At 42.6% G+C, this 23,175-nt stretch carries 20 protein-coding genes and 1 pseudogene; 13 read left to right on the top strand and 8 right to left on the bottom strand.

The window, feature by feature from the left end:
• From GW828_RS04375 to uvrA, 4 genes and pseudogenes are all read right to left on the bottom strand, one after another.
• Positions 1-162 carry a hypothetical protein gene (locus GW828_RS04375; protein ID WP_182696880.1) on the bottom strand — a complete coding sequence of 54 codons (162 nt, stop codon included), beginning with the start codon at positions 160-162 and terminating at the stop codon, positions 1-3.
• A gap of 168 nt (positions 163-330) precedes the next feature.
• A complete protein-coding gene (locus tag GW828_RS04370; RefSeq protein ID WP_124015291.1) occupies positions 331-2,220 on the bottom strand; it encodes a DEAD/DEAH box helicase in 1,890 nt (629 codons plus the stop codon).
• Between the two features lie 254 nt (positions 2,221-2,474).
• Positions 2,475-3,206, bottom strand: a pseudogene (locus GW828_RS04365) (M20/M25/M40 family metallo-hydrolase).
• A 292-nt stretch (positions 3,207-3,498) separates the two neighbouring features.
• Complete coding sequence (gene uvrA / locus GW828_RS04360; RefSeq protein ID WP_182741186.1) at positions 3,499-6,351, bottom strand: excinuclease ABC subunit UvrA; 2,853 nt, start codon at positions 6,349-6,351, stop codon at positions 3,499-3,501.
• Positions 6,352-6,606: 255 nt separating this feature from the next.
• On the opposite strand from uvrA, the gene GW828_RS04355 reads away from it, so the two are divergent.
• Positions 6,607-7,974 (top strand): MFS transporter, encoded by a 1,368-nt coding sequence (locus tag GW828_RS04355; RefSeq protein WP_182723523.1) that lies wholly within the window; start codon positions 6,607-6,609, stop codon positions 7,972-7,974.
• A 65-nt stretch (positions 7,975-8,039) separates the two neighbouring features.
• The gene (gene ssb, locus GW828_RS04350) at positions 8,040-8,750 is read left to right on the top strand and encodes a single-stranded DNA-binding protein (RefSeq protein WP_124015287.1); all 711 of its coding nucleotides are present in this window, start codon (positions 8,040-8,042) and stop codon (positions 8,748-8,750) included.
• Between the two features lie 137 nt (positions 8,751-8,887).
• Here ssb and GW828_RS04345 read toward each other — a convergent pair whose 3' ends face one another.
• On the bottom strand, positions 8,888-9,634 hold the full coding sequence (locus GW828_RS04345; protein WP_182741185.1) for a phosphatase: 747 nt from the start codon (positions 9,632-9,634) through the stop codon (positions 8,888-8,890).
• Between the two features lie 317 nt (positions 9,635-9,951).
• Here GW828_RS04345 and GW828_RS04340 point away from each other — a divergent pair, with 317 nt between their 5' ends.
• The 9 genes from GW828_RS04340 (at position 9,952) to GW828_RS04300 (ending at position 15,768) form a co-directional block, all read left to right on the top strand.
• Positions 9,952-10,170 carry a DUF6500 family protein gene (locus GW828_RS04340; protein ID WP_124015285.1) on the top strand — a complete coding sequence of 73 codons (219 nt, stop codon included), beginning with the start codon at positions 9,952-9,954 and terminating at the stop codon, positions 10,168-10,170.
• Positions 10,171-10,464: 294 nt separating this feature from the next.
• Positions 10,465-11,238: an MlaA family lipoprotein gene (locus GW828_RS04335; protein ID WP_182696874.1), complete on the top strand. Its 774-nt coding sequence runs from the start codon at positions 10,465-10,467 to the stop codon at positions 11,236-11,238.
• A gap of 3 nt (positions 11,239-11,241) precedes the next feature.
• Positions 11,242-11,643, top strand: a complete 402-nt coding sequence (locus GW828_RS04330) for an ATP-binding protein (protein ID WP_124015283.1) — start codon at positions 11,242-11,244, stop codon at positions 11,641-11,643.
• 6 nt (positions 11,644-11,649) lie between these two features.
• Positions 11,650-11,979, top strand: coding sequence for an STAS domain-containing protein (locus GW828_RS04325; protein WP_124015282.1), 330 nt, complete (start codon positions 11,650-11,652; stop codon positions 11,977-11,979).
• Positions 11,972-12,769 (top strand): ABC transporter ATP-binding protein, encoded by a 798-nt coding sequence (locus GW828_RS04320; RefSeq protein ID WP_182723522.1) that lies wholly within the window; start codon positions 11,972-11,974, stop codon positions 12,767-12,769. Before GW828_RS04325 ends, GW828_RS04320 begins: the two co-directional genes overlap by 8 nt.
• On the top strand, positions 12,769-13,563 hold the full coding sequence (locus tag GW828_RS04315) for an MlaE family ABC transporter permease (RefSeq protein WP_182696872.1): 795 nt from the start codon (positions 12,769-12,771) through the stop codon (positions 13,561-13,563). The genes GW828_RS04320 and GW828_RS04315 overlap by 1 nt, the downstream gene beginning before the upstream one ends.
• A 12-nt stretch (positions 13,564-13,575) precedes the next feature.
• On the top strand, positions 13,576-14,025 hold the full coding sequence (gene mlaD, locus GW828_RS04310; protein ID WP_273057804.1) for an outer membrane lipid asymmetry maintenance protein MlaD: 450 nt from the start codon (positions 13,576-13,578) through the stop codon (positions 14,023-14,025).
• On the top strand, positions 14,025-14,600 hold the full coding sequence (locus GW828_RS04305; RefSeq protein ID WP_182723520.1) for an MlaC/ttg2D family ABC transporter substrate-binding protein: 576 nt from the start codon (positions 14,025-14,027) through the stop codon (positions 14,598-14,600). The genes mlaD and GW828_RS04305 overlap by 1 nt, the downstream gene beginning before the upstream one ends.
• Before the next feature lie 10 nt (positions 14,601-14,610).
• Positions 14,611-15,768, top strand: a complete 1,158-nt coding sequence (locus tag GW828_RS04300; protein ID WP_182696870.1) for a PP2C family protein-serine/threonine phosphatase — start codon at positions 14,611-14,613, stop codon at positions 15,766-15,768.
• A gap of 157 nt (positions 15,769-15,925) precedes the next feature.
• Here GW828_RS04300 and hmpA read toward each other — a convergent pair whose 3' ends face one another.
• Complete coding sequence (gene hmpA / locus GW828_RS04295) at positions 15,926-17,107, bottom strand: NO-inducible flavohemoprotein (RefSeq protein ID WP_273057805.1); 1,182 nt, start codon at positions 17,105-17,107, stop codon at positions 15,926-15,928.
• Positions 17,108-17,293: 186 nt separating this feature from the next.
• Between hmpA and norR the strand changes: the two genes are divergently transcribed.
• A complete protein-coding gene (gene norR, locus GW828_RS04290; protein WP_273057806.1) occupies positions 17,294-18,874 on the top strand; it encodes a nitric oxide reductase transcriptional regulator NorR in 1,581 nt (526 codons plus the stop codon).
• Between the two features lie 149 nt (positions 18,875-19,023).
• Positions 19,024-19,770, top strand: coding sequence for a DUF1499 domain-containing protein (locus GW828_RS04285; RefSeq protein WP_235781718.1), 747 nt, complete (start codon positions 19,024-19,026; stop codon positions 19,768-19,770).
• A 144-nt stretch (positions 19,771-19,914) separates the two neighbouring features.
• Here GW828_RS04285 and GW828_RS04280 read toward each other — a convergent pair whose 3' ends face one another.
• Positions 19,915-21,651, bottom strand: coding sequence for a tannase/feruloyl esterase family alpha/beta hydrolase (locus tag GW828_RS04280; RefSeq protein WP_273057807.1), 1,737 nt, complete (start codon positions 21,649-21,651; stop codon positions 19,915-19,917).
• Positions 21,652-21,986: 335 nt separating this feature from the next.
• Positions 21,987-22,706 carry a FadR/GntR family transcriptional regulator gene (locus tag GW828_RS04275; protein ID WP_310736175.1) on the bottom strand — a complete coding sequence of 240 codons (720 nt, stop codon included), beginning with the start codon at positions 22,704-22,706 and terminating at the stop codon, positions 21,987-21,989.
• Between the last annotated feature and the right edge of the window lie 469 nt (positions 22,707-23,175).

Below are 23,175 nucleotides of genomic sequence, written 5' to 3'. Positions count from 1 at the left end.
TTAACTATGTTGCGCGAGGTAATAAAGCATTAAACCAAATGCGCTAAATAGTGTGCCGCCAATTATCATCATCCATAGCAAGGTTTTATCTTGCTTGGCTGATTTTGTAGCGTCAAGGAATGTCGAGCCAAATATCTGTGCAACGACGAGTAAAAAATCCATTTAGATTACCTATCGGGTTAATTCATTCGAGAATGATAATATTGCCTACATTCCTGTTGTAGGCAAATTAATTAGTGATAACTGTTAGTTTTTTTGAACCAAGACTATGTTGTAGAAAACAAAAATGGAGCCCTTAGGCTCCATTTTTTGTGTCATTCAACTGAATGATTAACCGTTGTCACGTGGCTTACGTGGACGACGTTCTGCACTTGCAGGGCGGTCACTAGCCGGACGATCACCCGCTGGGCGGTCAGTACGTGGACGGTCACTACGAGCACGATCACTACGTGGACGACGTGGAGCGCCTGCGCCGCGAGTCGTGTCAGCGAACACTTCATCACCCGCTTCACGAATGTTTAAAGGACGACCACAAACACGCACTTTTCTTAGGTGTGAAAGGATGTCTTTAGGCATTCCGTCTGGTAAATCAACTGTTGTGACTTGATCAAACAATTGGATTTGACCAATGAAACGGCTGTCGATGTTTGCTTCGTTAGCAATTGCACCAACGATGTTACCTACACCAACACCATTTTCACGACCTACATCGATAACATAACGATTCATTTTCACGTCTGGGTTATCTTTTAAGCCTTCTGCATCACCAAAGCTGTTTGGTGCTGGACGGCTGCTACGCTCGCCACGGTCACTGCGTTCACGACGTGGACGATCGCCACGGTCGCTATTGCGGTCACCACGGTCGCTACTACCACGTTCGTCACGTGAATCACGTTGACGCTCGGTAATAGTCGGTAACTGTAGTGGACGTTCTTGCTGTACTTGTTGTAACAAAGCAGCAGCCAGTAAATCGGTATCAACTTCAAGTTGTTGACATAATTCTGCGACAGCGTTTTTCATGAAATCTAAGTCACCGTTGATGGTTTCTTGGATTTGCTCGCCTAAACGAGATAAACGACGCTCTGCAACTGATTCAGGGCTAGGTACTTTCATTGGTGAAATACGGCTGTTTGTAGCACGTTCGATAGTGCGTAACATGCGCATTTCACGATTGGTTACAAATAGAATTGCCATACCAGTACGACCAGCACGACCAGTACGACCGATACGGTGTACATAGGCTTCTGAATCATAAGGAATATCGTAGTTTACTACGTGACCAATACGTTCAACGTCTAGACCACGTGCCGCAACGTCAGTCGCGATTAAAATATCTAACTTGCCGCGCTTAAGCTGCTCTACAGCACGCTCACGAGCTTGCTGATTCATGTCACCATGCAATGGCGATGAAGCATAACCACGGGCTTCTAATTTTTCTGCTAATTCAACACAGCTGTTACGGGTACGAACGAAGATGATAATACCTTCAGTATTTTCAACTTCTAAAACACGTACTAACGCTTCTAGTTTATTGTGTTGTGATACTTGCACATAACGTTGGTCAATAGACTCAACCGTTGTCTGGCTAGACGCTATGCTGATATTCACTGGGTTAGATAAGTGCTTAGCTGCAACGCGCTTAATTTGCTCAGGCATAGTCGCTGAGAATAATGCAAGTTGGCTATCAGCAGGCTTGTGCTCTAATACCCATTCGATATCGTCGATGAAGCCCATTTTTAGCATTTCATCGGCTTCGTCTAATACTAATGCTTTTAAGCTATCTAGTTTTAATGTGCCACGACGCATGTGATCCATTACACGACCTGGAGTACCAACAATCACTTGTGGTCCACGCTTAAGGGCGTTTAATTGTTGTTGCATGCTTTGACCACCGTAAATCGGTAGTACGTGGAAGCCTTTCATGAATTTGGCATAACTACCAAATGCTTCGGCAACTTGAACCGCTAATTCGCGGGTTGGAGCTAACACCAAAATCTGTGGAGCATTGATTTTCATGTCGATTTTGTTTAGTAAAGGCAGGGCAAATGCGCCTGTTTTACCAGTACCAGTTTGTGCTTGACCGATAATATCTTTACCAGCCATAAGCGGGTCGATACTCGCAGCTTGAATTGGAGTTGGGTTTTCATAACCTAACTCGTCAAGCGAACGCAACAAAGACTCAGACAGGCCGAGTTCGCGGAAAGTTCTTTCAGATGACATTGAGTTGTAGCCTTGTGGATGCGCACGAAGTTCGGAAGCTCGTGCTAAAGTTTCACAGACAGAAAATCAACCCCGTGTCGATTTCCCGCGCCGATAAGGGGGCGTATTATAGCAGCAAGATTGCAAGTTGACCACGTAAAAACTGAAAATAAACATTAATTTGGCCATTAAAGTTGAAGATTGGCCTGATTCTTGATTTTTAAAATCTGTTAATTGGTTGAAAAGTGAACACTTGTTGTCGCAGATTAAGCGATTTATGGGGCTTTGGTCAGCTTATCGATACTGATCATTTGATACACTGTTTCAGCAACCGCCACGATAAAGTCTATGTCTAAAGTATCGATTGTGTCTTCGGGTGTATGGTATTGAGCATGCGGTGGCACCCCAAAGTACACCCAAGGATAACCCGCTTGGTGAAATGGATAATGGTCAGATGCCCTAAGCCAGTCGGTTTTATTCATCCTTCCACTTAACAAATTGCTGTGATGAGTCTTAATGCATAATTGAGTTTTTTGCATTAATTCTTGCTCAATCGATTCAAAATCAACTAGGTTTTTCTGGCCTTCCATGTAAATGGCTTTGCGACGATCGGGATGACCTATCATGTCTAAATTGATGCTCAGTTCAATTTCCATTTGTGGATATTGTTGTAATCAGGCAACTAAAGCATAGCTACCATATAGGCCTGGCTCTTCTGCGTCAGTAGCCACTAGCATTAAGTTCACATCATCTAACGGCGGATCACCTTGCCATTGGGCTGCAATCGCCATCATTCCTGCAATACCTGATGCATTATCATCGGCTCCTGGATAGCGTTTACTGGCTGTTTGACCTAAGTGATCGTAGTGGGCAGTAATGACTCGCCATCGGTTGGAATTGGTTTTTGCTGCAATAGTGGCAATGATATTGACTCCTGAGGCGGTCGAAAATTGATAATCATAACTAAATGGTACGGCAAATGTTGCTTGCCAGGGTTGTAATCCCATTTCAGCAAAGCGTTTGATTAAGAACTCTTGCGTGAGGCGAGCACCTTGCGTGGCGGTTTTGCGCCCTTGAAATTCTGCAGTGGTTAAGATTGAGATATCTTGGGTGATTTGTTGATGAGCATCGGGCCAGCTGCTTAGTATAGCTGATGAGCATTGGCGCGGCGTTTGACTACAGCCGCTGAGTAAGGCTATTGATAAGCCACACCATAAGCCAAAGCTAACCACCTTAAAACAAGTTTGAGCAGTAAACATGGGTGTTATCTCCTCTTATTTGCTTAAGGTGGCGGCTTGGTTATTTCATTTTTGCACGTTGTTTGTGAAGCGCCAACATTGGCTTTAAAAATCTAGCGGTATGCGATTGAGGATGTTCAGCTACATCTTCTGGAGTGCCAGCAGCTAAAATCATGCCGCCGCCAGCGCCACCTTCAGGGCCTAAATCAATAATCCAATCTGCGGTTTTTATCACATCTAAATTATGTTCAATCACTACCACAGTGTTGCCATGAGATTTCAAGCGATGCAGTACATCTAACAATAGTTGAATGTCGGCAAAGTGCAGCCCTGTAGTGGGTTCATCCAAAATATATAAGGTTTTTCCGGTATCGCGTTTAGACAACTCTTTAGCCAGTTTTACTCGCTGAGCTTCACCACCAGACAAGGTCGTTGCACTTTGGCCTAAGCGAATATACGCCAAGCCGACATCGATTAAGGTTTGCAGTTTACGCGCAATAGAGGGGATGGCATCAAAATAGACGCGAGCATCTTCAACGGTCATCTGCAGTACTTCGTGAATGTTTTTGCCTTTGTATTTTACTTCTAAGGTTTCACGGTTATAACGCTTACCTTTACACGAATCGCAAGGCACATAAACATCAGGTAAGAAGTGCATTTCGACTTTAATTAAACCATCACCTTGGCAGGCTTCACAACGACCGCCTTTGACGTTAAACGAGAAGCGCCCCACTTGATAACCCCGGGTACGTGATTCTTGCGTGCCAGCAAACAGCTCACGGATTGGGGTAAAAATACCGGTATAAGTAGCAGGGTTTGAACGCGGTGTGCGACCAATGGGGCTTTGGTCAATATCAACGACTTTGTCACAATGCTCCATGCCTTCAATGCTTCTATAAGGCGCAGGTTCATCGACGGTAGCGCCATTGAGCATCCTATGGGCTATTTTAAAGAAGGTGTCGTTAATCAGTGTCGATTTACCTGAGCCAGATACCCCGGTAATACAGGTAAATAAGCCAACAGGTATGGTTAAATCAACATCTCTTAGGTTATTACCCGATGCGCCAAATAGTTCAATCACTTGTTTCGGGTTCATCGGCGTGCGCTCGTCACTAATGTGAATTTGCTTTTTACCGGAAATATACTGACCCGTGACCGATGCTTCACAGTTAAGAATGTCTTCTAAGGTACCGTCACAAATTACTTCGCCGCCATGCACACCAGCACCTGGGCCGATATCAATAACATGGTCTGCAAGGCGAATAGCATCTTCGTCGTGTTCAACCACAATGACGGTATTGCCTAAATCACGTAGGTGAATAAGAGTTTGCAGTAAGCGTTCATTATCGCGTTGATGCAAGCCAATCGACGGTTCGTCCAGCACGTACATTACGCCCACTAGCCCGGCACCGATTTGGCTGGCCAAGCGAATGCGTTGCGCTTCGCCACCTGATAAGGTTTCTGCTGATCGCGATAAGCTCAAATAGTTAAGGCCAACATTAACCAAAAAGCCTAAACGTTGGCTGATCTCTTTTAATATTTTTTCGGCAATCTGTGCACGTTGCCCTGCAAACTCAACTGTGTCGAAATACTGTTTGGCTTCGCCAATTGACCAAGTGGTGAGCTGCGGTAGATTGAGTTCGCCAATAAACACGTTACGGGCTTCTTCACGTAAGCGCGAACCACTACAGCTGTTACACGGTTGCATATTAATAAATTTAGACAGCTCATCGCGCACCGAATTACTTTCGGTTTCGCGGTAGCGGCGATCCATATTATTTAAAATGCCTTCAAACGGATGGTTACGCACCACCACATCACCGCGATCGTTGATGTATTTAAAGGCAATACTTTGTTTGCCTGAACCGTATAGAACAATCTTTTTGATTTTGTCACTCAGCTCGGCATAGGGTTTTTCAACGTCGAACTTATAATGTTCAGCGAGTGAGCTGAGCATTTGAAAATAATAAAAGTTGCGTCTGTCCCAACCTCTAATGGCGCCACCGGCTAAGGATAATTCATCGTTAGCGATCACTCGGTCGGGATCAAAAAACTGCTGTACACCTAAACCGTCACAGGTTTGGCACGCCCCAGCGGGATTGTTAAACGAAAAGATCCGCGGCTCAAGTTCTGCCATCGAATAGCCACAGTGCGGACAGGCAAAGTTAGCCGAAAAAATCAGTTCTTCTTTACTGCTATCTTCCATACTGGCTATTTTGGCAATACCGCCAGACAGCTCTAATGCGGTTTCAAATGACTCCGCTAAACGCTGTTTCATGTCTTCACGTACTTTGAAGCGGTCAACGACCACTTCAATAGTGTGTTTAATGTGTAAATCTAATGTTGGTGGATCGGTTAAGTCACACACCTCGCCATCAATACGCGCACGGATATATCCCTGTGCTGATAAGCTTTCCAGCAGTTTAACGTGTTCGCCTTTACGATCATTAACCACAGGCGCGAGCAGCATTTGGCGACTGTCTGCTGGCATGGCCAACACTTTATCAACCATTTGGCTAACCGTTTGCGCCGACAAAGGCTGATTATGTGTTGGACAGCGTGGTTCGCCCACTCGGGCAAACAACAAGCGTAAGTAGTCATAGATTTCGGTAATAGTACCGACCGTTGAACGCGGATTATGTGAAGTGGATTTTTGTTCAATTGAAATGGCGGGGCTTAAGCCTTCAATATGATCGACATCAGGTTTTTCCATTAAGCTCAAGAATTGACGTGCATAGGCCGACAGCGATTCAACATAGCGACGTTGGCCTTCTGCATACAAGGTATCGAAGGCTAATGATGATTTTCCTGAACCGGATAACCCAGTTATCACAATAAGTTTGTCACGGGGAATGGTTAGATTGATATTTTTAAGATTGTGGGTTCGGGCACCGCGTATTTCAATTTTATCCATCGTTTCACTCTATGACTTATGTAAATAAAACAGCGATCAGTATCGCATAGTTTGTTAGCTGACTTCATATCAATTTTGATTAAGTCGATTTTATGGTACGCATCGAACCGCGCTAAAGTTCAGGACTAAAATTTAACATGTACAAATAAAAGACCTTATATACAAAACTGTGATTTCCTTTTGAGCTAATTTATGACGCTGTGATAATATGCGCATCTTATAATATTGTTGAATGACTTATCGAAGGGCAACAGCATGGCCAGTAATGGACTGTCGGGTATGGAGAAAAAGGTCGCATTTTCGTTAGCCAGTGTGTTTGGCTTACGCATGATGGGCTTGTTTATGATTATGCCTGTCTTCGCGCTGTATGGTCAGCATTTAGAAGGTTTCTCGCCGCTTTGGGTTGGTATTGCCATTGGTGCCTACGGATTAACTCAAGCTTTTTTACAGATCCCTATGGGGATTTTGTCCGACAAATACGGACGAAAGCCAATTATTCTTGGCGGTTTAGTCTTGTTTGCCATTGGGAGTTTAATTGCTGCATCGTCTGACCATATTTACGGTGTGGTGTTTGGCCGCGCAGTCCAAGGTATGGGCGCCATTGCTGCGGCAGTGCTAGCACTTGCTGCCGACTTAACCCGAGACGAACAACGTACCAAAGTCATGGCCATTATCGGCATGTGCATTGGTTTTTCATTCGCCTTGTCATTATTGGTTGGACCGATTGTAGCGCAATACATGGGCTTAACTGGGCTATTTTTGTTAACTGCAGTGTTAGCGGTATTGGGGATGTTGATAGTGCAGTTTTTTGTGCCTAATCCTATTCGCCATGCGCCTAAAGGCGATACCGTCGCGACACCGACAAAACTTAAACGTATGTTGCAAGACCCGCAGCTGTTTCGTTTAGATGCTGGGATTTTTATTCTGCATTTAGTGCTCACCGCTGTGTTTGTTGCATTGCCGCTCGATTTAGTTGATGCCGGCTTAGTGAAAGAAAAACATTGGATGCTCTATTTCCCCGCTTTTGTTGGTGCCTTTTTCTTAATGGTGCCATTAATCATTATTGGGGTTAAACGCAACAATACTAAAACCATGTTCCAAATCGCGTTGGTCATCATGATGGTATCACTGGCGGCGATGGGGCTTTATGCCAACAACCTCTGGGTGTTAAGTGGCGCCGTGGTATTATTTTTTACCGGTTTTAATTACCTTGAAGCATCATTGCCGAGTTTAATTGCTAAGTTTTGTCCTGTCGGCGATAAAGGGTCGGCTATGGGCGTGTATTCAACCAGCCAGTTTTTAGGTGCATTTTGTGGCGGCATGTTAGGCGGCGGAGCCTATCAACTTGTGGGCGCTTCTGGGGTGTTTTTTGTCGCATTAGGGCTAATGTGCGTGTGGTTATTGTTAACTATAGGCATGCAAAAACCTGTGTTATTGAAAAGCTATACGCTTGAAGCAACAGTAAAAGATAAATCCGACGCACAAAATATGGCCAGTAGTTTGTCGCAGCTAATCGGTGTTGTCGAGGCCATAGTCGTGCTTGAAGATAAAGTGGCTTATTTAAAGGTCGATGATAAATTCAATTTAAGCGAAGCGCGAGCTGTGTTAGGCTCTGTGAATTAGATCGTGTTGATCGTACAGCTTAGTATTCAGATAAAGTAAACAGATAAAAATCTCAGGAGATTTCGATGGCCAGTCGTGGTGTGAATAAAGTAATTTTGGTAGGTAACTTAGGTAAAGATCCTGAGGTTCGTTACATGCCAAACGGCAACGCCGTAGCCAACTTTACTATAGCGACAAGTGAGTCGTGGAAAGACCAGCAAGGTCAAATGCAAGAACGTACTGAGTGGCATAACATTGTGATGTATCGCCGTCTTGCAGAAATTGCTGGCGAGTACTTAAAAAAAGGCTCTAAAGTTTATTTAGAAGGCAAATTGCAAACCAGTAAATGGCAAGATCAGGCTACCGGTCAAGACCGTTACAAGACTGAAATTAACGCCATGGAAATGCAAATGTTAGACAGCCGCAACTCTGGTGATAACAGCGGTGGTGGTCAATATCAGGGACAAGGTCAAAGCTCGGGACAAAACATGGGACAACAACAGTCTCGCCCAGCACCGGCTCCTCAAGCTCGTCCGCCACAAGCACAATACAATCAAGCAGCACCTGCCACAGGTAATGCAGCTTACCAAGCTCAGCCAAATGCCGGTCAGCAAGGCGGTTATCAGCAACAGGCTGCGCCAGCACAACAAGCTGCACCAGCTTACGCACCAAAGCCAGCGGCACCACAGGGTAATTTCCAACCACAAAATGCCCCTGCACAGCGTCCAGCTCCACAACCACAGCAAAATTTCACCCCAGATTTAGATGAAGGTTGGGATGACGATATCCCGTTCTAGGACACATGATTTATCGTGTTAACTAAACCTTTAAGGCCTGCTTTTGCAGGCCTTTTTTATGTCAGATAACTAAGATAGATGCGCCTGTCACAGTATTTTGAGGGTCAATGTCACAGTGCCGTTTGGAATAGGATCTGCTAGTCGATTAAAGCAGAGTATTCGTCAAGTGACTTATGACCTCTAGCCGTCAGAAAGCTCAACAACGCTTCAGGGCTTCGGTTTAGTAAGCGTTCAATTGGAAACGCGACTGTTTCAATGACCTCAACAGCTTTTTCAAACTCGCCTAAGCTAAACGCGACATGAGAATCAGAGCCCATAACCAGCAGTCCACCGGCTTCTTTTACGGCATTAGCAATTTCAATACAATTTGGTGCACTGCCTTTTCTTGAGGCTAAAAAAGAGGAGTTGTTTATCTCTAGTGCCACGTTATATTTTGCTGCGGCCGCAGCAACACGCTGAATATCGATGGGATACGCGGGATTGCCAGGATGAGTAATGATGTCGACATTACCGCTTGCAATTGCATTGATTAGCGCCGTGGTGTGAGCCTCTTTGGTTGATGGTGGAAAAACGGGTTCATGAAAACCTGCCAATACAATATCGAGTTCTTTTAAATAATCGCCAAAAAAGTCAATTTCGCCATGCTCATTTTTGATATTAGCTTCAATGCCGCGCAGTACACCAATGCCATCAACAATTCGAGGTAACACTTTCATATTCACAAAGTGCCAAAAATGGGGAGCGTCAGCCATATCTGGACCATGATCGGTAATGGCGAATAACTTAAGCCCTTTGGTTTTCGCAACAGACAGGTAATCGTATAAGGTACTATAGGCGTGAGACGACGCTATAGTATGAGCGTGAGTATCAACAAGGAATTTCATGGCGAGTCTCATTGTCCAAATTAAAGAATGTAGATATTCAGTCTACTCCGTTACGTGACTGTTCTCTATGATCACTCCAGCTAAAATAGTAAACCCTCTCATTAAATGAAACGTTATATTAATACTTCGACGACAAGTATAACGATGATTTAACAGTTTATTTATTGTTTAGCGTTGATTACTTTTTTAGCATAGTTCTGTTGATTATTGTATTGGTTACTCTAAGGCGATGTGCTAAACATAGCACTATCTGTGTATCAGATATTAATAAGATATAGGCTATTTTTAGTCAGTTAATTTTAAGTGAAGAGGACATAATTAGAGCCGAACTAAGAGCAAAAATCATCGAAGTGTGTGATAAGAAAATGGCCTTGAAGGGCGATAACGTCGGTTTGTCATTTTATGCTTTCTTTGCCAATAAAAATGATAATCCGGCACTATTGATGGAAGCGGCAACATGGTGGATTGAAACCCATCAATTAGATCATTTTGTCAAAGCCCATAAAATTAAACACATGGTGAATAATGGCTTGTAATCATCTGCAGCACTTATACGCTATGGGTCATCATTAATTCAATAGGCCATCTCGATAGTAAGCCTACTGATGCCTTGATTGATGAGCGGTTCCATATTGTGAACTCAATGATCGAATAAATTATTTTTGAACGATCAATCAAATTGTATTTATCGTTTGCATGGTTTTAATGTTATATTTTCAATCTTGAGCGCAATTAGCTGAGCTAAATATAATGCTCACTACCAATATAGGTAGCAGATTTTTTCAATTTAAAAGCTGGAGTTATGAGTGGAAGTGATGGGGCGATTAGTTGTGATTATAGGCACTTTACTCTTGTTAAGTGGGTGTGCTAGTACCTCAACACCGGGCGATCCGTTCGAAGCGGTTAATCGAAAAAGCTGGGATTTTAATTACCAGGTTATGGATAAATATGCGTTAAAACCAGCAGCCCAAGGCTATGAAAACGTTCCTCAGCCTATCCGACAAGGGGTGACTAACCTTTTATCAAATCTCAGTGAACCGCTTTACGCATTAAATAACCTCTTGCAATGGAAAGTGACTGACAGTGGCAGCAGCGTGTTACGTTTTGTCGTCAACACAACAATCGGCTTAGTCGGTATTTTTGATCCTGCTACAGACATGGGACTGGCTAAAAAAGAAGAAACATTCGCACAAACCTTTGGTGTTTGGGGGATCGGTAATGGACCATTCATTATGTGGCCTGTTTATGGGGCCAGCACTGCACGTAATACCGTCGGTGATTTTGTTGATATTTTTGTCTATCCCTTGTCTATTCTGACATTTGAGCAAAGAGCGGGGAAATTTGTGCTTGAAGGGTTAGACAGTAGGATTGAATTTCAGCAATATGAACCTATCTTAGATAAGTCATTAGATCCTTATGGCTATGTTAAAGACGTCTATCTACAGCGAGATGCACACTTAGTCAGTGACGGAAAAGTAGATGAGGCTGATACAGAAGAATTTGATCTAGAGTTCGATGACGAACTATTAGATGATGAGCTATTAGATGAAGCTCCAGTAGATAAAAAAATAGGCGATCAAACTGATATAAAAAATACGGACTAGCCCATGTCAAACATCAAAACGTTTTCATCTTGTACAAGTGAATTAAAAAATATTCGCCAATTTGTGGAACATGCTTGCCAAGACTTTCCCTTTCGCGAAGATAAAGTTAATGAAATCGTATTAGCCGTTGATGAGGCTTGCGCCAATGTGATTCGCCATGGTTACCACATGTCGAAAAAAGGCTGTTTAGAGATAGAGATCAGCAGTGACCATGAACATGCGCGATTTGTGATTAAAGATGTGTGTTCGCAGATTACTGATAAACAATTAATACCGCCAGAAAACAATTTATGTGAACCGGGTGGCCTAGGCCTTTGCTTGATCCATTATGTGGCAGAAACCGTAAGATTGCTTCCACATAAAGGTAAAGGTAATTGGTTAGAATTGACGGTTAAATTTGAGTGATATGAAATGAATATTGAAATTGAGCAACAAAATAATTATCAAGTCGTTAAGCTTTATGGTGAAGTCGATTTGAGCAATTCACGCAGCATTAAACTCGACATCATCAAATTAATTAAGAGTAAAAATAACGTTATTGTCGATTTTACCCATCTGCAATATATCGATAGCTCAGGAATGGCGTCATTAGTTGAGGCGTTTAATGAGGCCAAAGAAAACCATACTGAGTTTCATATTGTTGGTGCTAATGGTTCGCCGCTTCAAGTATTGCAATTAACCCGCCTAAACACAGTGTTTAACTTAGCGGATTCAGTAGGTGCTGTAACTCACAATGGTTAAGCCTATTATTACCGTAGAGCATTTGTTTGCCCAGTATGGTGACACCCAAGTACTTAAGGATGTCAATTTAGAGGTCAACCCCGGAGAGATTCTGGTGGTGATGGGCGGTTCAGGCTCAGGTAAAAGTACTTTACTCAATCACATGCTTGGGCTTAAAACACCGGTTTCTGGCACTATCATGATTGATGGTGTGAATATTTTTACGGCTAAAAGCAAACAATTACGTCATTTACGTCAAAAAATGGGTGTCGCTTTTCAAGGTGGCGCACTGCTGAGCTCGTTGACTGTGGCCGATAATGTCAGGTTACCCTTAGAGCAGAATACTTCTTTAGACACCCAAACTATCGATATTATGGTGCGGATGAAGCTTGAACTCATGAATATGGCCGGCACTGGTCATATGATGCCCTCTGAATTATCGGGTGGCATGTTAAAGCGTGCCGGCTTAGCTAGAGCGGTTATCATGGACCCTAAGTTACTGTTTTTTGATGAACCGTCTGCAGGACTAGATCCGACTACCGCAGTAGAGTTGGATGAGCTTATTTTAACCTTAAGAGATGCCATGAACATGACCATAGTGGTGGTGACTCATGAGCTTGAAAGTGTGTTTAAAATTGCCGATCGTGTAGTGGTATTGTTTAACGGCGAAGTCGTGGCAAATGGCACGGTTGACGAGATTAAAAATTCGCCAGATGAACGTATTCAAAATATGATTAACCGCCAACCTAATACTTACCGAGACGATGGCGAGGTTTACTTCAATCGACTGTTAGATAAGGACAATATTTAATGACCGCCTTATTTAATGCGATCAGTAATCTGGGCGCCGCAACACGAAAAAATATCGACAGTTTAGGCCTAGCGACAATGTTTTTACTGCGCATTGTCAGCAGCCTATTTACTGGGCTGGTGTCATTTAAACAAGTGCTCAAGCAAATATACTTTATCGGTAATCGGTCTTTAATCGTCATTATTGTCGCAGCATTATTTACTGGCATGGTGGTGGCGCTGCAATTTTACGACACCTTAGTGCGCTTTGGATCGGTGGATTTGTTGGGTTCGGCAGTGGCCTTGAGTTTGATTAAAGAACTGGGCCCGGTAATGACTGCATTGATGCTGATTGCGCGAGTAGGCTCTGCTACCTGCTCTGAAATTGGTATTATGCGCAATGAGCAGCAGTTTGATGCGCTTGATTGCATGGCGATTAACAGCTATCGCTATGTAATGTTGCCACGTTTACTTGCTGCGTTAATTTGTGTGCCTATTCTAACGGCAGTGTTCGACCTGGTTGGGATAAGCGGTGGTTATATCGTTGGCGTTCACATCCAAGGCGAAAACCCTGGTGCATATATTCAAGGTGTGCTGGATACGATTAGCTTTAAAGATGTGCTGGTTGGTCAAATAAAGTCGTTGGTATTTGGTTTATTTATTATGTGGATACCTTTGTATTACGGCTTTTACTTACACCTGAATCAAAAAAATATGGGCGCTGAAGGCGTCAGTAATGGCACCACTCAGGCAGTGGTAATGAGTGCAATTATTATGCTATTTAGTGACTACATCGTTAGCTCATTAGCGCTATAACTCGAGGTAACAATGAAAAACAATTACGTCAATTTTCTCGTCGGCCTGTTTGTGCTGTGCGGGATTGGAGCCTTGGTATTTATGTCTGTTACCATTGGCGGGGCATCTATTTCTAATAGCGGTCAATATACCTTAGTCGCTAAATTTGAAAACTCTTCAGGTTTAAAAGAGGGGGCTTTTGTTGAAATGTCCGGTGTAAGGGTTGGATTAATTAAATCGATTAAGTACGACCCTAAAGCGTATGAATCTGTGGTTACAGTGTCATTAGACAACAGCATTACCGTGCCAGATGATTCCGTCGCGTCTATTCGTACATCTGGGATTATCGGTGACAGGTTTCTTAAAATATCCAGCGGTGGATCAGACATCAATATGGAAGATGGTGAAGAGTTTATTGATACAGAGTCATCAATTAGCATCGAAGAATTAGTTAGTAAATATATGTTTAGTCAGGATAAATAATGAAATCGATAATAGCTTTAATCATAATGTTAGTGATGTCGTCTGTAGCTTTAGCAGCACAAGGACCGACAGATCGGGTTAAATTGGGTGTGTCAGATATCATTAGTATTGCTTCTGATAGTGCTTTGTCTGTTGAACAAAAAAAACAATCGCTCAGTGATGTGATTGAAAAGCATGTGGATATTCAAGCTTCTGCGCAACGCGTTTTAGGTAAGTATTGGAGAGAAGCCAGCGACAGCGAAAAGCGTCAATTTATGGTGTTGTTAAAAGGCGTGTTAGTCGATACTTATATTGTATTGTTAGAAAAATATGATAATGAAACCGTTGCTTACACTGGCGAGACCATCAAGAAAAAAGTCTATGCAACGGTAGATACCGACATTCATACCAAAGACAATATCATTCCAGTTTCTTACCAGCTTTATCAGCGCAATGATGAATGGAAAATTTACGACTTTGTAGCGGAAGGTTTATCAATGATCCGTACTTTTAGTAAAGACTATCAAAGTACCTTAAAGAAAAGTGGTGTTTCTGGTTTAAATGAAGCCCTTGCTGCTAAATTAGCCCAAAAGTAAGGTCTTCCCTTTGAGTATAGACAGAGCATTAGCTAATAATATCATTGATGAAACCTTGTGGTTTAAAACCACCTTGGCGCTGACGTTAACTGAGTTTAATTATTATCTCATTAAGAAAAATGGCCAAATTAGCTGTAATTTTTCATCCTTGTGTGATCAACATTACACTAACCTGTATAAACAGTTTCAAGCATTGTCGTTACAGCACAGTACCATTGAGATATTGCCATTAAATGATGATGGCAAGACGTCTTGGGCACTGCCTTTTGGTAAAGATTCGAGCTTATTTGACTGTATCATTTTGCTCGACTTGCCTGCCAATGTAGAGTCGCATCATGTTAGTGCATTGTATTTCAAGCTTTTATACCAGCTAAAAAGTTTTCAATTTTCTGAAGCATCTTCACAGCTCAATGCCGCTCAAGTATGGATCCGCGATGAGATAGAAGAGATTACCCGCTTACAACAGCTAATGTTGCCAGACAAAGGTATTGAACTCAGCTCCGTTAAAATGGCCTACACCTACAAAGCAATGAAAGGCGCTGGTGGCGATTATTTAGATATTGTCGATCTCGGCAAAAGTCGTCCTGACATTCAAGGTGATATAGGAATGATTATTGCCGACGTATCGGGGCATGGCCCAGCCGCTGCCGTAGAGACAGCAATGATAGATGCGATTTTACGCACCTTTGAGCCGAAGAACTTATCCAGTAGCTCTTCAGAAGTACTCAATTATATCAATCAACACTTTTTCACTAAAAAGCCCCGCGGCAGTTTTTTAACTGCCACAGTGCTTCGTTATAATTGTAAAGACAAAGAACTCATTTATGCCAATGCTGGCCATCCGCATGCGTACTTGAAAAAAGCCAATCGGCTGGTTGCTCTAGATCAGGGCGGGATACCGATAGGTGTACTGCGTGAGCAAAATTGGGATACCTACAGGGTTAGCGTGGATGTTGGTGATATTTTGTTTGTTTATACTGATGTTGTCATCGAAACTCAAAATGCCCAAAAAGAGCTATTTGGCTTTGATCGCTTAGAAAAAGCCATTAGTGCCGCCCCCGATGAACCCGAAGCTATGCTGGAGTATCTTGAACAGCAAATGAAACTATTTTGCGGTTTTTCAGAGTTTCAGGATGACTTAACCATGTGTGCTATCCAGTTTATTTAAGTTAATAGAGTATTTTATCATTGAGAAGATGAAGATTGGGATGACGATATCCCGTTTTAGGGCATATCCAGTCGCAGGTTTAATCTTTTTTATCGATAACTAAAAAGCCCTGAGTTAACGCTCAGGGCTTTTTCTATCTTACGGGTTTGTTGGGTGATTAAGCGCTTAATGCTTCAGTTGGGCCAAAGAATTCATAATGAATTTGGTTTTCTGGTATACCTAAGCTGGTGGCGATAGCTAATGCTGCTTTCATAAAGCCAGTAGGGCCAAGTAGGTAAAATTCTACATCGCGGTCTGCAGGCAGTTGCTCCGCAATCAATGATGTATCGATGAAGCCTGTCGCATGAGGTTGGCAATATTGTCCTGGTTGGCTGTAAACATACAACGGCTTGATGTGGTCATGGGTTAAGGCTAGTTGATCAACATGGTGTTTAAACGCATGAACATCACTATTAAGAGCTGCATGAATAAAGCGAATATCACGGCCTGAACCAGCTTCAGTATTGAGCATACTAATCGCAGGCGTAATGCCCACACCGCCGGTGAGTAAAATTAACGGTTTGGTATTTTTGCGTAAAGTGAAATCGCCACTTGGGGCACGTAATTTCACTTTATCACCTAACTGAATGTGGTTATGTAAGTGATTTGATACCACACCATTAGGTTCACGCTTGACGCTAATTCTTAAGTAATCTTTGCCTGCCGCGTCAGATAAACTGTAGTTACGACGCATTGATACGCCATCGATATCATCAAATACCAAGGTTAGAAATTGACCGGCTTCAAAACTTGGCAAACCTTTATCATCAAATGGTTGAAAGTAGAATGAGGTAATCACTGAACTTTCATCTACACGTTTTATTAAAATAAACTCACGCTCGCCGCGCCAGCCACCAGTTGTCTGTTCGTTCTGTGTATAAATTGACTCTTCAGCCGCAATTAATATGCTGGCTAACTGACCGTAAGCTTTGGCCCAAGCATCAATCACTTCGTCTGTTGCAGCATCGCCGAGTACGGCTTTAATGGCCTGTAATAAACAGCTGCCAACCGCATCATATTGGTGCGGCAATATACCTAGTGCGGTATGCTTTTGGACAATTTTACTGACCGCAGCGCTTAAATTACCTAGCTCATCAATATTGGCACCATAAGCAATCACAGCGTTAGCCAGTGCTTTAGGTTGAGTGCCTTTAGCTTGGTTAGTTTGATTGAAATAAGGCAATACTTCAGGATGCTGGGCAAACAGTAATGGATAGAAATGGCTGGTAATGTCATTGGCGTAAAGTTGTAACGCGGGGACAGTGGCCTTAATAATTTGAACAGTTGCAGTGTCTAACATTCATGATTCCTTTTTGGGGAGTAAATAGCGATAAGCTTCAATCAATTACCTTGTATACCTAGACATTACACAGAACGTGCCAACATTTATCACACTGATTTTAAACATATAAATTTTATAAAGGTTAAATTGACCTAGATCAATAAGTGTGTCAAATTAACCTAAATTAGGTTTATTTGACTTATTATGAATATTGTTCCCTTTATCGACATTGTAGAAGACTTAAATCGTGACTTAATAAAATCGGAGCGTTACTTGCGGCTGATTTTAGCGATTCAACGCGCCATTCCGTGCGATGTTGTAGCCTTACTGAAGCTTAAACAGGATCATTTGGTGCCTGTAGCTGTGGTGGGCTTAAAGCAAGAAGCGTTAGCGCGACAATTTTCGATTAACCACCATCCACGCTTGCAGCAAATTTTAACTAACCCACACATTACCCGCTTCGATGCCGACTCAACACTGCCCGATCCCTATGACGGTTTAGTCGATGATGGCAGTGAACAATTGCACGTGCATGACTGCATGGGTAGCACCATTTATATCGATGGTAAAGCCTGGGGCGTTTTAACCTTAGACGCTATGCAAGCAGGTAGTTTTGATTCGCTTAATCCAACTGAAACCCGTGCTTATATTGCTGCTGTGGCCGCTGCGATTAGTACCAGTGAACATATTGAAGCGTTAGAAATTCAAGTTGAACGTAATCATCAAGTGGCACAGTGCATGTTAGCGACTGCAGGGCCGTCGAGCATTATTGGTAACAGTGGCGCAATTACGGATTTATTGTCAGAGATAAATACTGTTGCCGCCAGCGATCTATCGGTATTAATTACCGGGGAAACTGGTGTGGGTAAAGAGTTGGTTGCCAAAAGCATTCATCAACAATCACGTCGTAGCGAGCAACCGTTAGTGCAAATTAACTGTGCAGCACTGCCAGAAAGCATCGTTGAAAGTGAACTCTTTGGTCATGTAAAAGGTGCCTATTCTGGTGCGGTAAGCGATCGTCGGGGCCGCTTTGAGCTTGCCGATGGCGGCACATTATTTTTAGATGAAGTGGGTGAATTACCGTTAGCGGTACAAGCTAAGTTATTGCGTGCATTGCAAAATGGTGAAATTCAGCGTGTTGGTAGCGACAATATTATTGTGGTGGATGTCAGAATTATTGCTGCAACTAATCGTAATTTGCAGCTAGAAGTTAAAGAAGGTAGGTTTAGAGCTGACTTGTATCATCGTTTAAGTGTTTATCCACTGCCTGTGCCAGCATTACGAGATCGCGGTAAAGACGTTATTTTATTGGCAGGCTATTTTTTAGAAAAAAGCCAACATCAACTTGGGGTCGCGAAACTGAGGTTGCAACAAAGCGCGATTAATCAATTAGCCCAATATCATTGGCCCGGCAATGTGCGTGAGTTAGAGCACTTGCTTAGTCGCGCTGCCTTAAGGGCCATTAGTGAACAAGGTCGTCATGCTAGTATTATTAGTATTAGCCCTGTGCATCTGGGGTCAGAGTTTATGGCGAGTCATTCTGAAGTACCACAGCAAACCGCGATGGAGAATCAATCCACCAATGATTCAACGGCTACGTTATCCCAAGTGATAACCCAAGGACTGCGTGATGCCACCGATGAGTATCAGCGGCAAGTCATACAAACAGTATTCTTGACTGAGCGAGGTAACTTAGCTGCAGTTGCAAGGTCCTTAAAGCTAGATAGAAGTAATTTAATTCGTACCATGCGTCGTTTAGCGCTTGACCCTAATACGGGTGAGTAAAGCGAAACAATACTGGTTAAGTCAGTAAACGGTTCGAGCTTATCTTATTGAGTCAGCATATTTTTTGTTGTTTGAGAAATTTATTAGCATAAATACAGGTCAATGTAAGTTGAGTGAGATAAATTAGGATTACCTAAAGGATGAATGTGATGCAAAAAAGCAGTTTAAGTAATATTGCGTTAGTGGTGGCATTGGTTGCAGTGGCACTTGCCGTATTAATGGTATTTGGATCGACAATAGGATTATGGGATCCCATAGTCGGCTTCATGGCCAGCCGTAATTACAATAACTTGCTGGGATATGTTGTCGTCGTGATTGGGTTAGTTGCATTAATTACCAGCTTTACCATTAAGCAAAACAGTCGTGCTAAGGGTAGAGGGCTTATCAATTCGACCATAGCATTAGTGCTTGGATTAGGCATATTGGCGCCGAGTATTGTGGCATTGGTTATTGAGCCAGTTAAATACCCACCTATTCACGATATAACCACTAATACCCAATCGCCACCGCAATTTGAATTTTTAACTGACAGCCGTGAAGGCGCTAAAAACAGCTTAGTTTATGGTGGACCCGAAATCGCTGCGCAGCAACTGCAAGCTTTTCCTAATATTAACCCTATAGTGTCAGACTTAACCGCTGATGCGGCTTATCAAAAGGCACTTATGGTTGCGGAGTCAATGGGTTGGACTATTGTCGCTCAAGACCCAAAGGCACGTCGTTTTGAAAGTACCTCAAGAACCCCATTTTTTAACTTCGCAGACGATATTGTTGTGGTCGTGTCTGTATTAGAGCAGGGTAGCCGTATTGATTTACGCAGTGTATCGCGGGTTGGAATCGGCGATCGCGGTGTCAATGCACAACGCATTCAAGAATTTAGCCTGCGGTTTGCTGAATAAATTAAGTCGCAGGTTTTAACAAGTAAAAGGAGCATAGAATGCTCCTTTTACTTGTTAGCTATTAAATAAAGAGGTGCCCAAATGCGTTACAGTGATGGATATCTTGTTCCACAATCTAGTGCGTCATTATGTTGCTTATTGTTTCTATTGCTCAGGAGTCACGCAGATAAAGTTAACTGCATCTTCCATGTTACCTGTACCGCTATAGGTTGCCACTTGTGGGAAAGGGCATAATGGTCTTGTCCGTGTTTTAGACCAGTTAGCGGGTAACTCAGTATTTTCAGAACGAACAGAAGCATTTATGCTCTCAGGTGCTTGCCCTTGTTCTACCCATGCAACGAGAGAGTCAAGCATGTCAAAGCGGTCTGTAGCTAACCCCTTACCGCAATGGTTCATACCAGGGACTAAATATAAGCGAGCAAACTCGTCGGCTTGATTTTCATTGACGTTTTGCAAGCCTTTGTACCAGTTAACTGTATCGTTAGGTGAAAATACTGCGTCAGAAGTACCATGAACGACCATTATCTTAGCGCCTCGATCTCTCAATACAGTTAGATCAGTTGGATTTGGTGGTGTCATGAATGTCATTCCTGACTGGGTGTAAGTATCATCAATCGCATAAATACGCTCAACATCGGTATCCATATCAAAAGGCATCACAAATTCATATGCACCGAGTTCCGTTGAACCATTATAAGGGGTTGGTGCGGTTGAGAATATAAATGCCACAGCGCCTGGATCTCTCATCATCGCCATGAAAAATTCCCAGTTATAATAATCATTGGTGCCCATGCCTGCATCATAGGGGAAGTCTGAATAAATGGCCGCATCTGTATTGCTATTACGTGGCCCAGACATAATGTTTGTCATTACAGACTTCTGCGCAGCAGTTAAACATGTGCCATCTCGGTCAGCTGGACAGGTTGGCACATCTCGATCTAAATCAAATGCATCTTGGCAACCATAAGTATCTTGTACCATTCCGTCGCTTGCACCATCTAATGCATCACATTGCTGTGCGACTTTACTTGCAACGAGTGCAAACTCTTCTTGGGTGAAGCCATTTTGTAAAGATGCGAGCACATTTTCGACGTCAATATCTACTAGGCTTGAATATTGCTGAATACCATAAAGCTGTGAAACAGCTGCTTTGGGTAAGTTGAACCCTGGGTTACCCACTAAGAAACCATCATATAAATCGGCATAGCGTGTTGCGGCAACCATGGTATGGCGTCCACCGTTTGAGCAACCTCCAAAGTAAGAACGATCAGGCTGTTTACCATACGCGGTTTCAATTAAAGATTTAGCCATTGGCGTGAGTTCGGCAACCGCATTGTAGCCATAATCTAAGCGTGCCTGAGGATCTAGCCCAAACATGGGTGTTGCTGATGCGTGTCCGGTGTCGGAACTGATGACTGCAAAGCCTTTGTTTAGCGCACCAGAATCCTTGCTTGCAGATGTAAGGAAACGACCAACGGCTTTTTGCACTTTACCATCTAAGCCGCCATTGGCTTGGTAATAAAAACGGCCATTCCAGTCTGACGGTAAACGCATTTCAAAACCAATAGCGTACTCGGCATCACCATCCATCCCTATGCCAGTTCTTTCGTTCATTTTCCCTGTGATTAAACAATGTGAAGGAGACGGGTAAATTTCGCCTGCGTCATATTCCACATCACCCGCGGGGATAAGTTCTGCACTGATAATTGTAGTGTCGGCATAATTGAACTCAGTTGCGAGTGTGGCACAACTGGTGATACTTGCAGGTATGGCGGCCTCAAGTTGTGGAATGCCTTCCGTAGATGAGTCACTATTGCAGCCGTAAAGAGCAATACACAAAGGTGCTAAAGCTAAGGGAATCCATAGATTTTCCGTTTTCATATTAATCCTCATTATTCATACCTGAATGGTAATATGTTAAACGTATAACATATGATTTGCAGGGTAAATACTGATAAGAATTTAATGACTAATGGGTCTCAGTTTCTACATTGTTGGGAAATAGATCGCAGTTGGTTTGACAAAACAGAAATTTAAGCAGCTTTTAACTAAGATAAATACTTTGCTAGCAATGTGATAATGTCATTTGGATTGGCTGAGGTGTTTTGTACAGAGGCTGCAAATCTTGTTGAGCTTTGTTTTACTATGGGTATAAAAAAAGGCTCATGAATAAACATGAACCTGCGTATAATCAAGACTGTACAGTATAATAATGCTTATTTTTCAGTGTCTCTATAATCTTTTTCTACAGCGTTGAGCCTTAGGGTAAATGCTTGTAAGTGTGTGCGCATTTCTGCCTCAGCTTGTTGACCGTCTTGTGCGATAACCGCTGCAATAATTGCGTCATGCAGGCCTACTGGATGGACTTTGTCATGGCTAGGTTCAAATTTTGAAGTTGCATTACTGATAACTTGCAACAGAGATTTGACGATAGCCGCGAGAAAACGATTTCCTGACATATCAGCTAAAATATAATGCACTTTCTGGCGTGAATAAACGGTATCAGAATAGTCTAATATGTGTTCTTCACAGCGAGAGGCCTCACGTAATTTTTCTGCCAGTTCAGGGGTGCAATTTTGCGCTGCTAATTTAGCCACCATAGGCTCAATTTGTAATCTTGCCTCGCAGACTTCGGCGAATGACATTTTTTCCATGATGAACAATTCCTGACACACATTAGTCAGTCGTTCAAATGTCATCAGTTTTACGAAAGCGCCACCCATCGCACCTTGTTTAATTTCTACAAGGCCACTCGCTTCAAGTCCCTTGATTGCTTCTCGCACTACAGTGCGACTTATTTGAAACAATTCAATGAGTTCTCGTTCGGATGGTAGTTTATCACCAGCTAAATACTTACCTTCAAAAATAGCATTCTTTAGTTGGTTTCCTATTTCATCGGAAGCTTTCATGTGTTTGACGGAGGTAAAGTTAACCAAGTTCAGTGTCCTAAATTTGTTCTGGTTTATATTCTATCATGCTCATACATATGCTTAATAGTTATGCTGATGAAATATCCTTGTTTTCCCACTCCTATTTATGCGTCACAACTGCTTGTAAGTATATGACTCAAATTCGATTATTTGCTTTCTGCTGATATTCATCTGTTGAATTTCTCTCATCGGTAATGCCTATTATATTTTTGTTGTTAGAAAGTCACAAAATCACTTTTTTTTGAGAGCTACTCCAAAGATGCAATAACTATCCCTTTATGGGTAATATCATATGTCATACATTTAACGTATCAAATTTGGGGTTAACATTAACTATTATCATATTAAGACTTTTCCCCACTTTCTGAGCGAACCCTACTTTTGATGCAAGTAGAACACAGTAGCTCTGTACGGTTATGAGCGGGTCCAATATCGCAGTTAATGCTGTTGGCCCCATTGTGACAGTGAGGGCAAA

This window comes from Shewanella vesiculosa (assembly GCF_009994065.1).
Lineage (GTDB): Bacteria > Pseudomonadota > Gammaproteobacteria > Enterobacterales > Shewanellaceae > Shewanella > Shewanella vesiculosa.
This window is presented reverse-complemented; position numbering and strand designations above follow the sequence as displayed.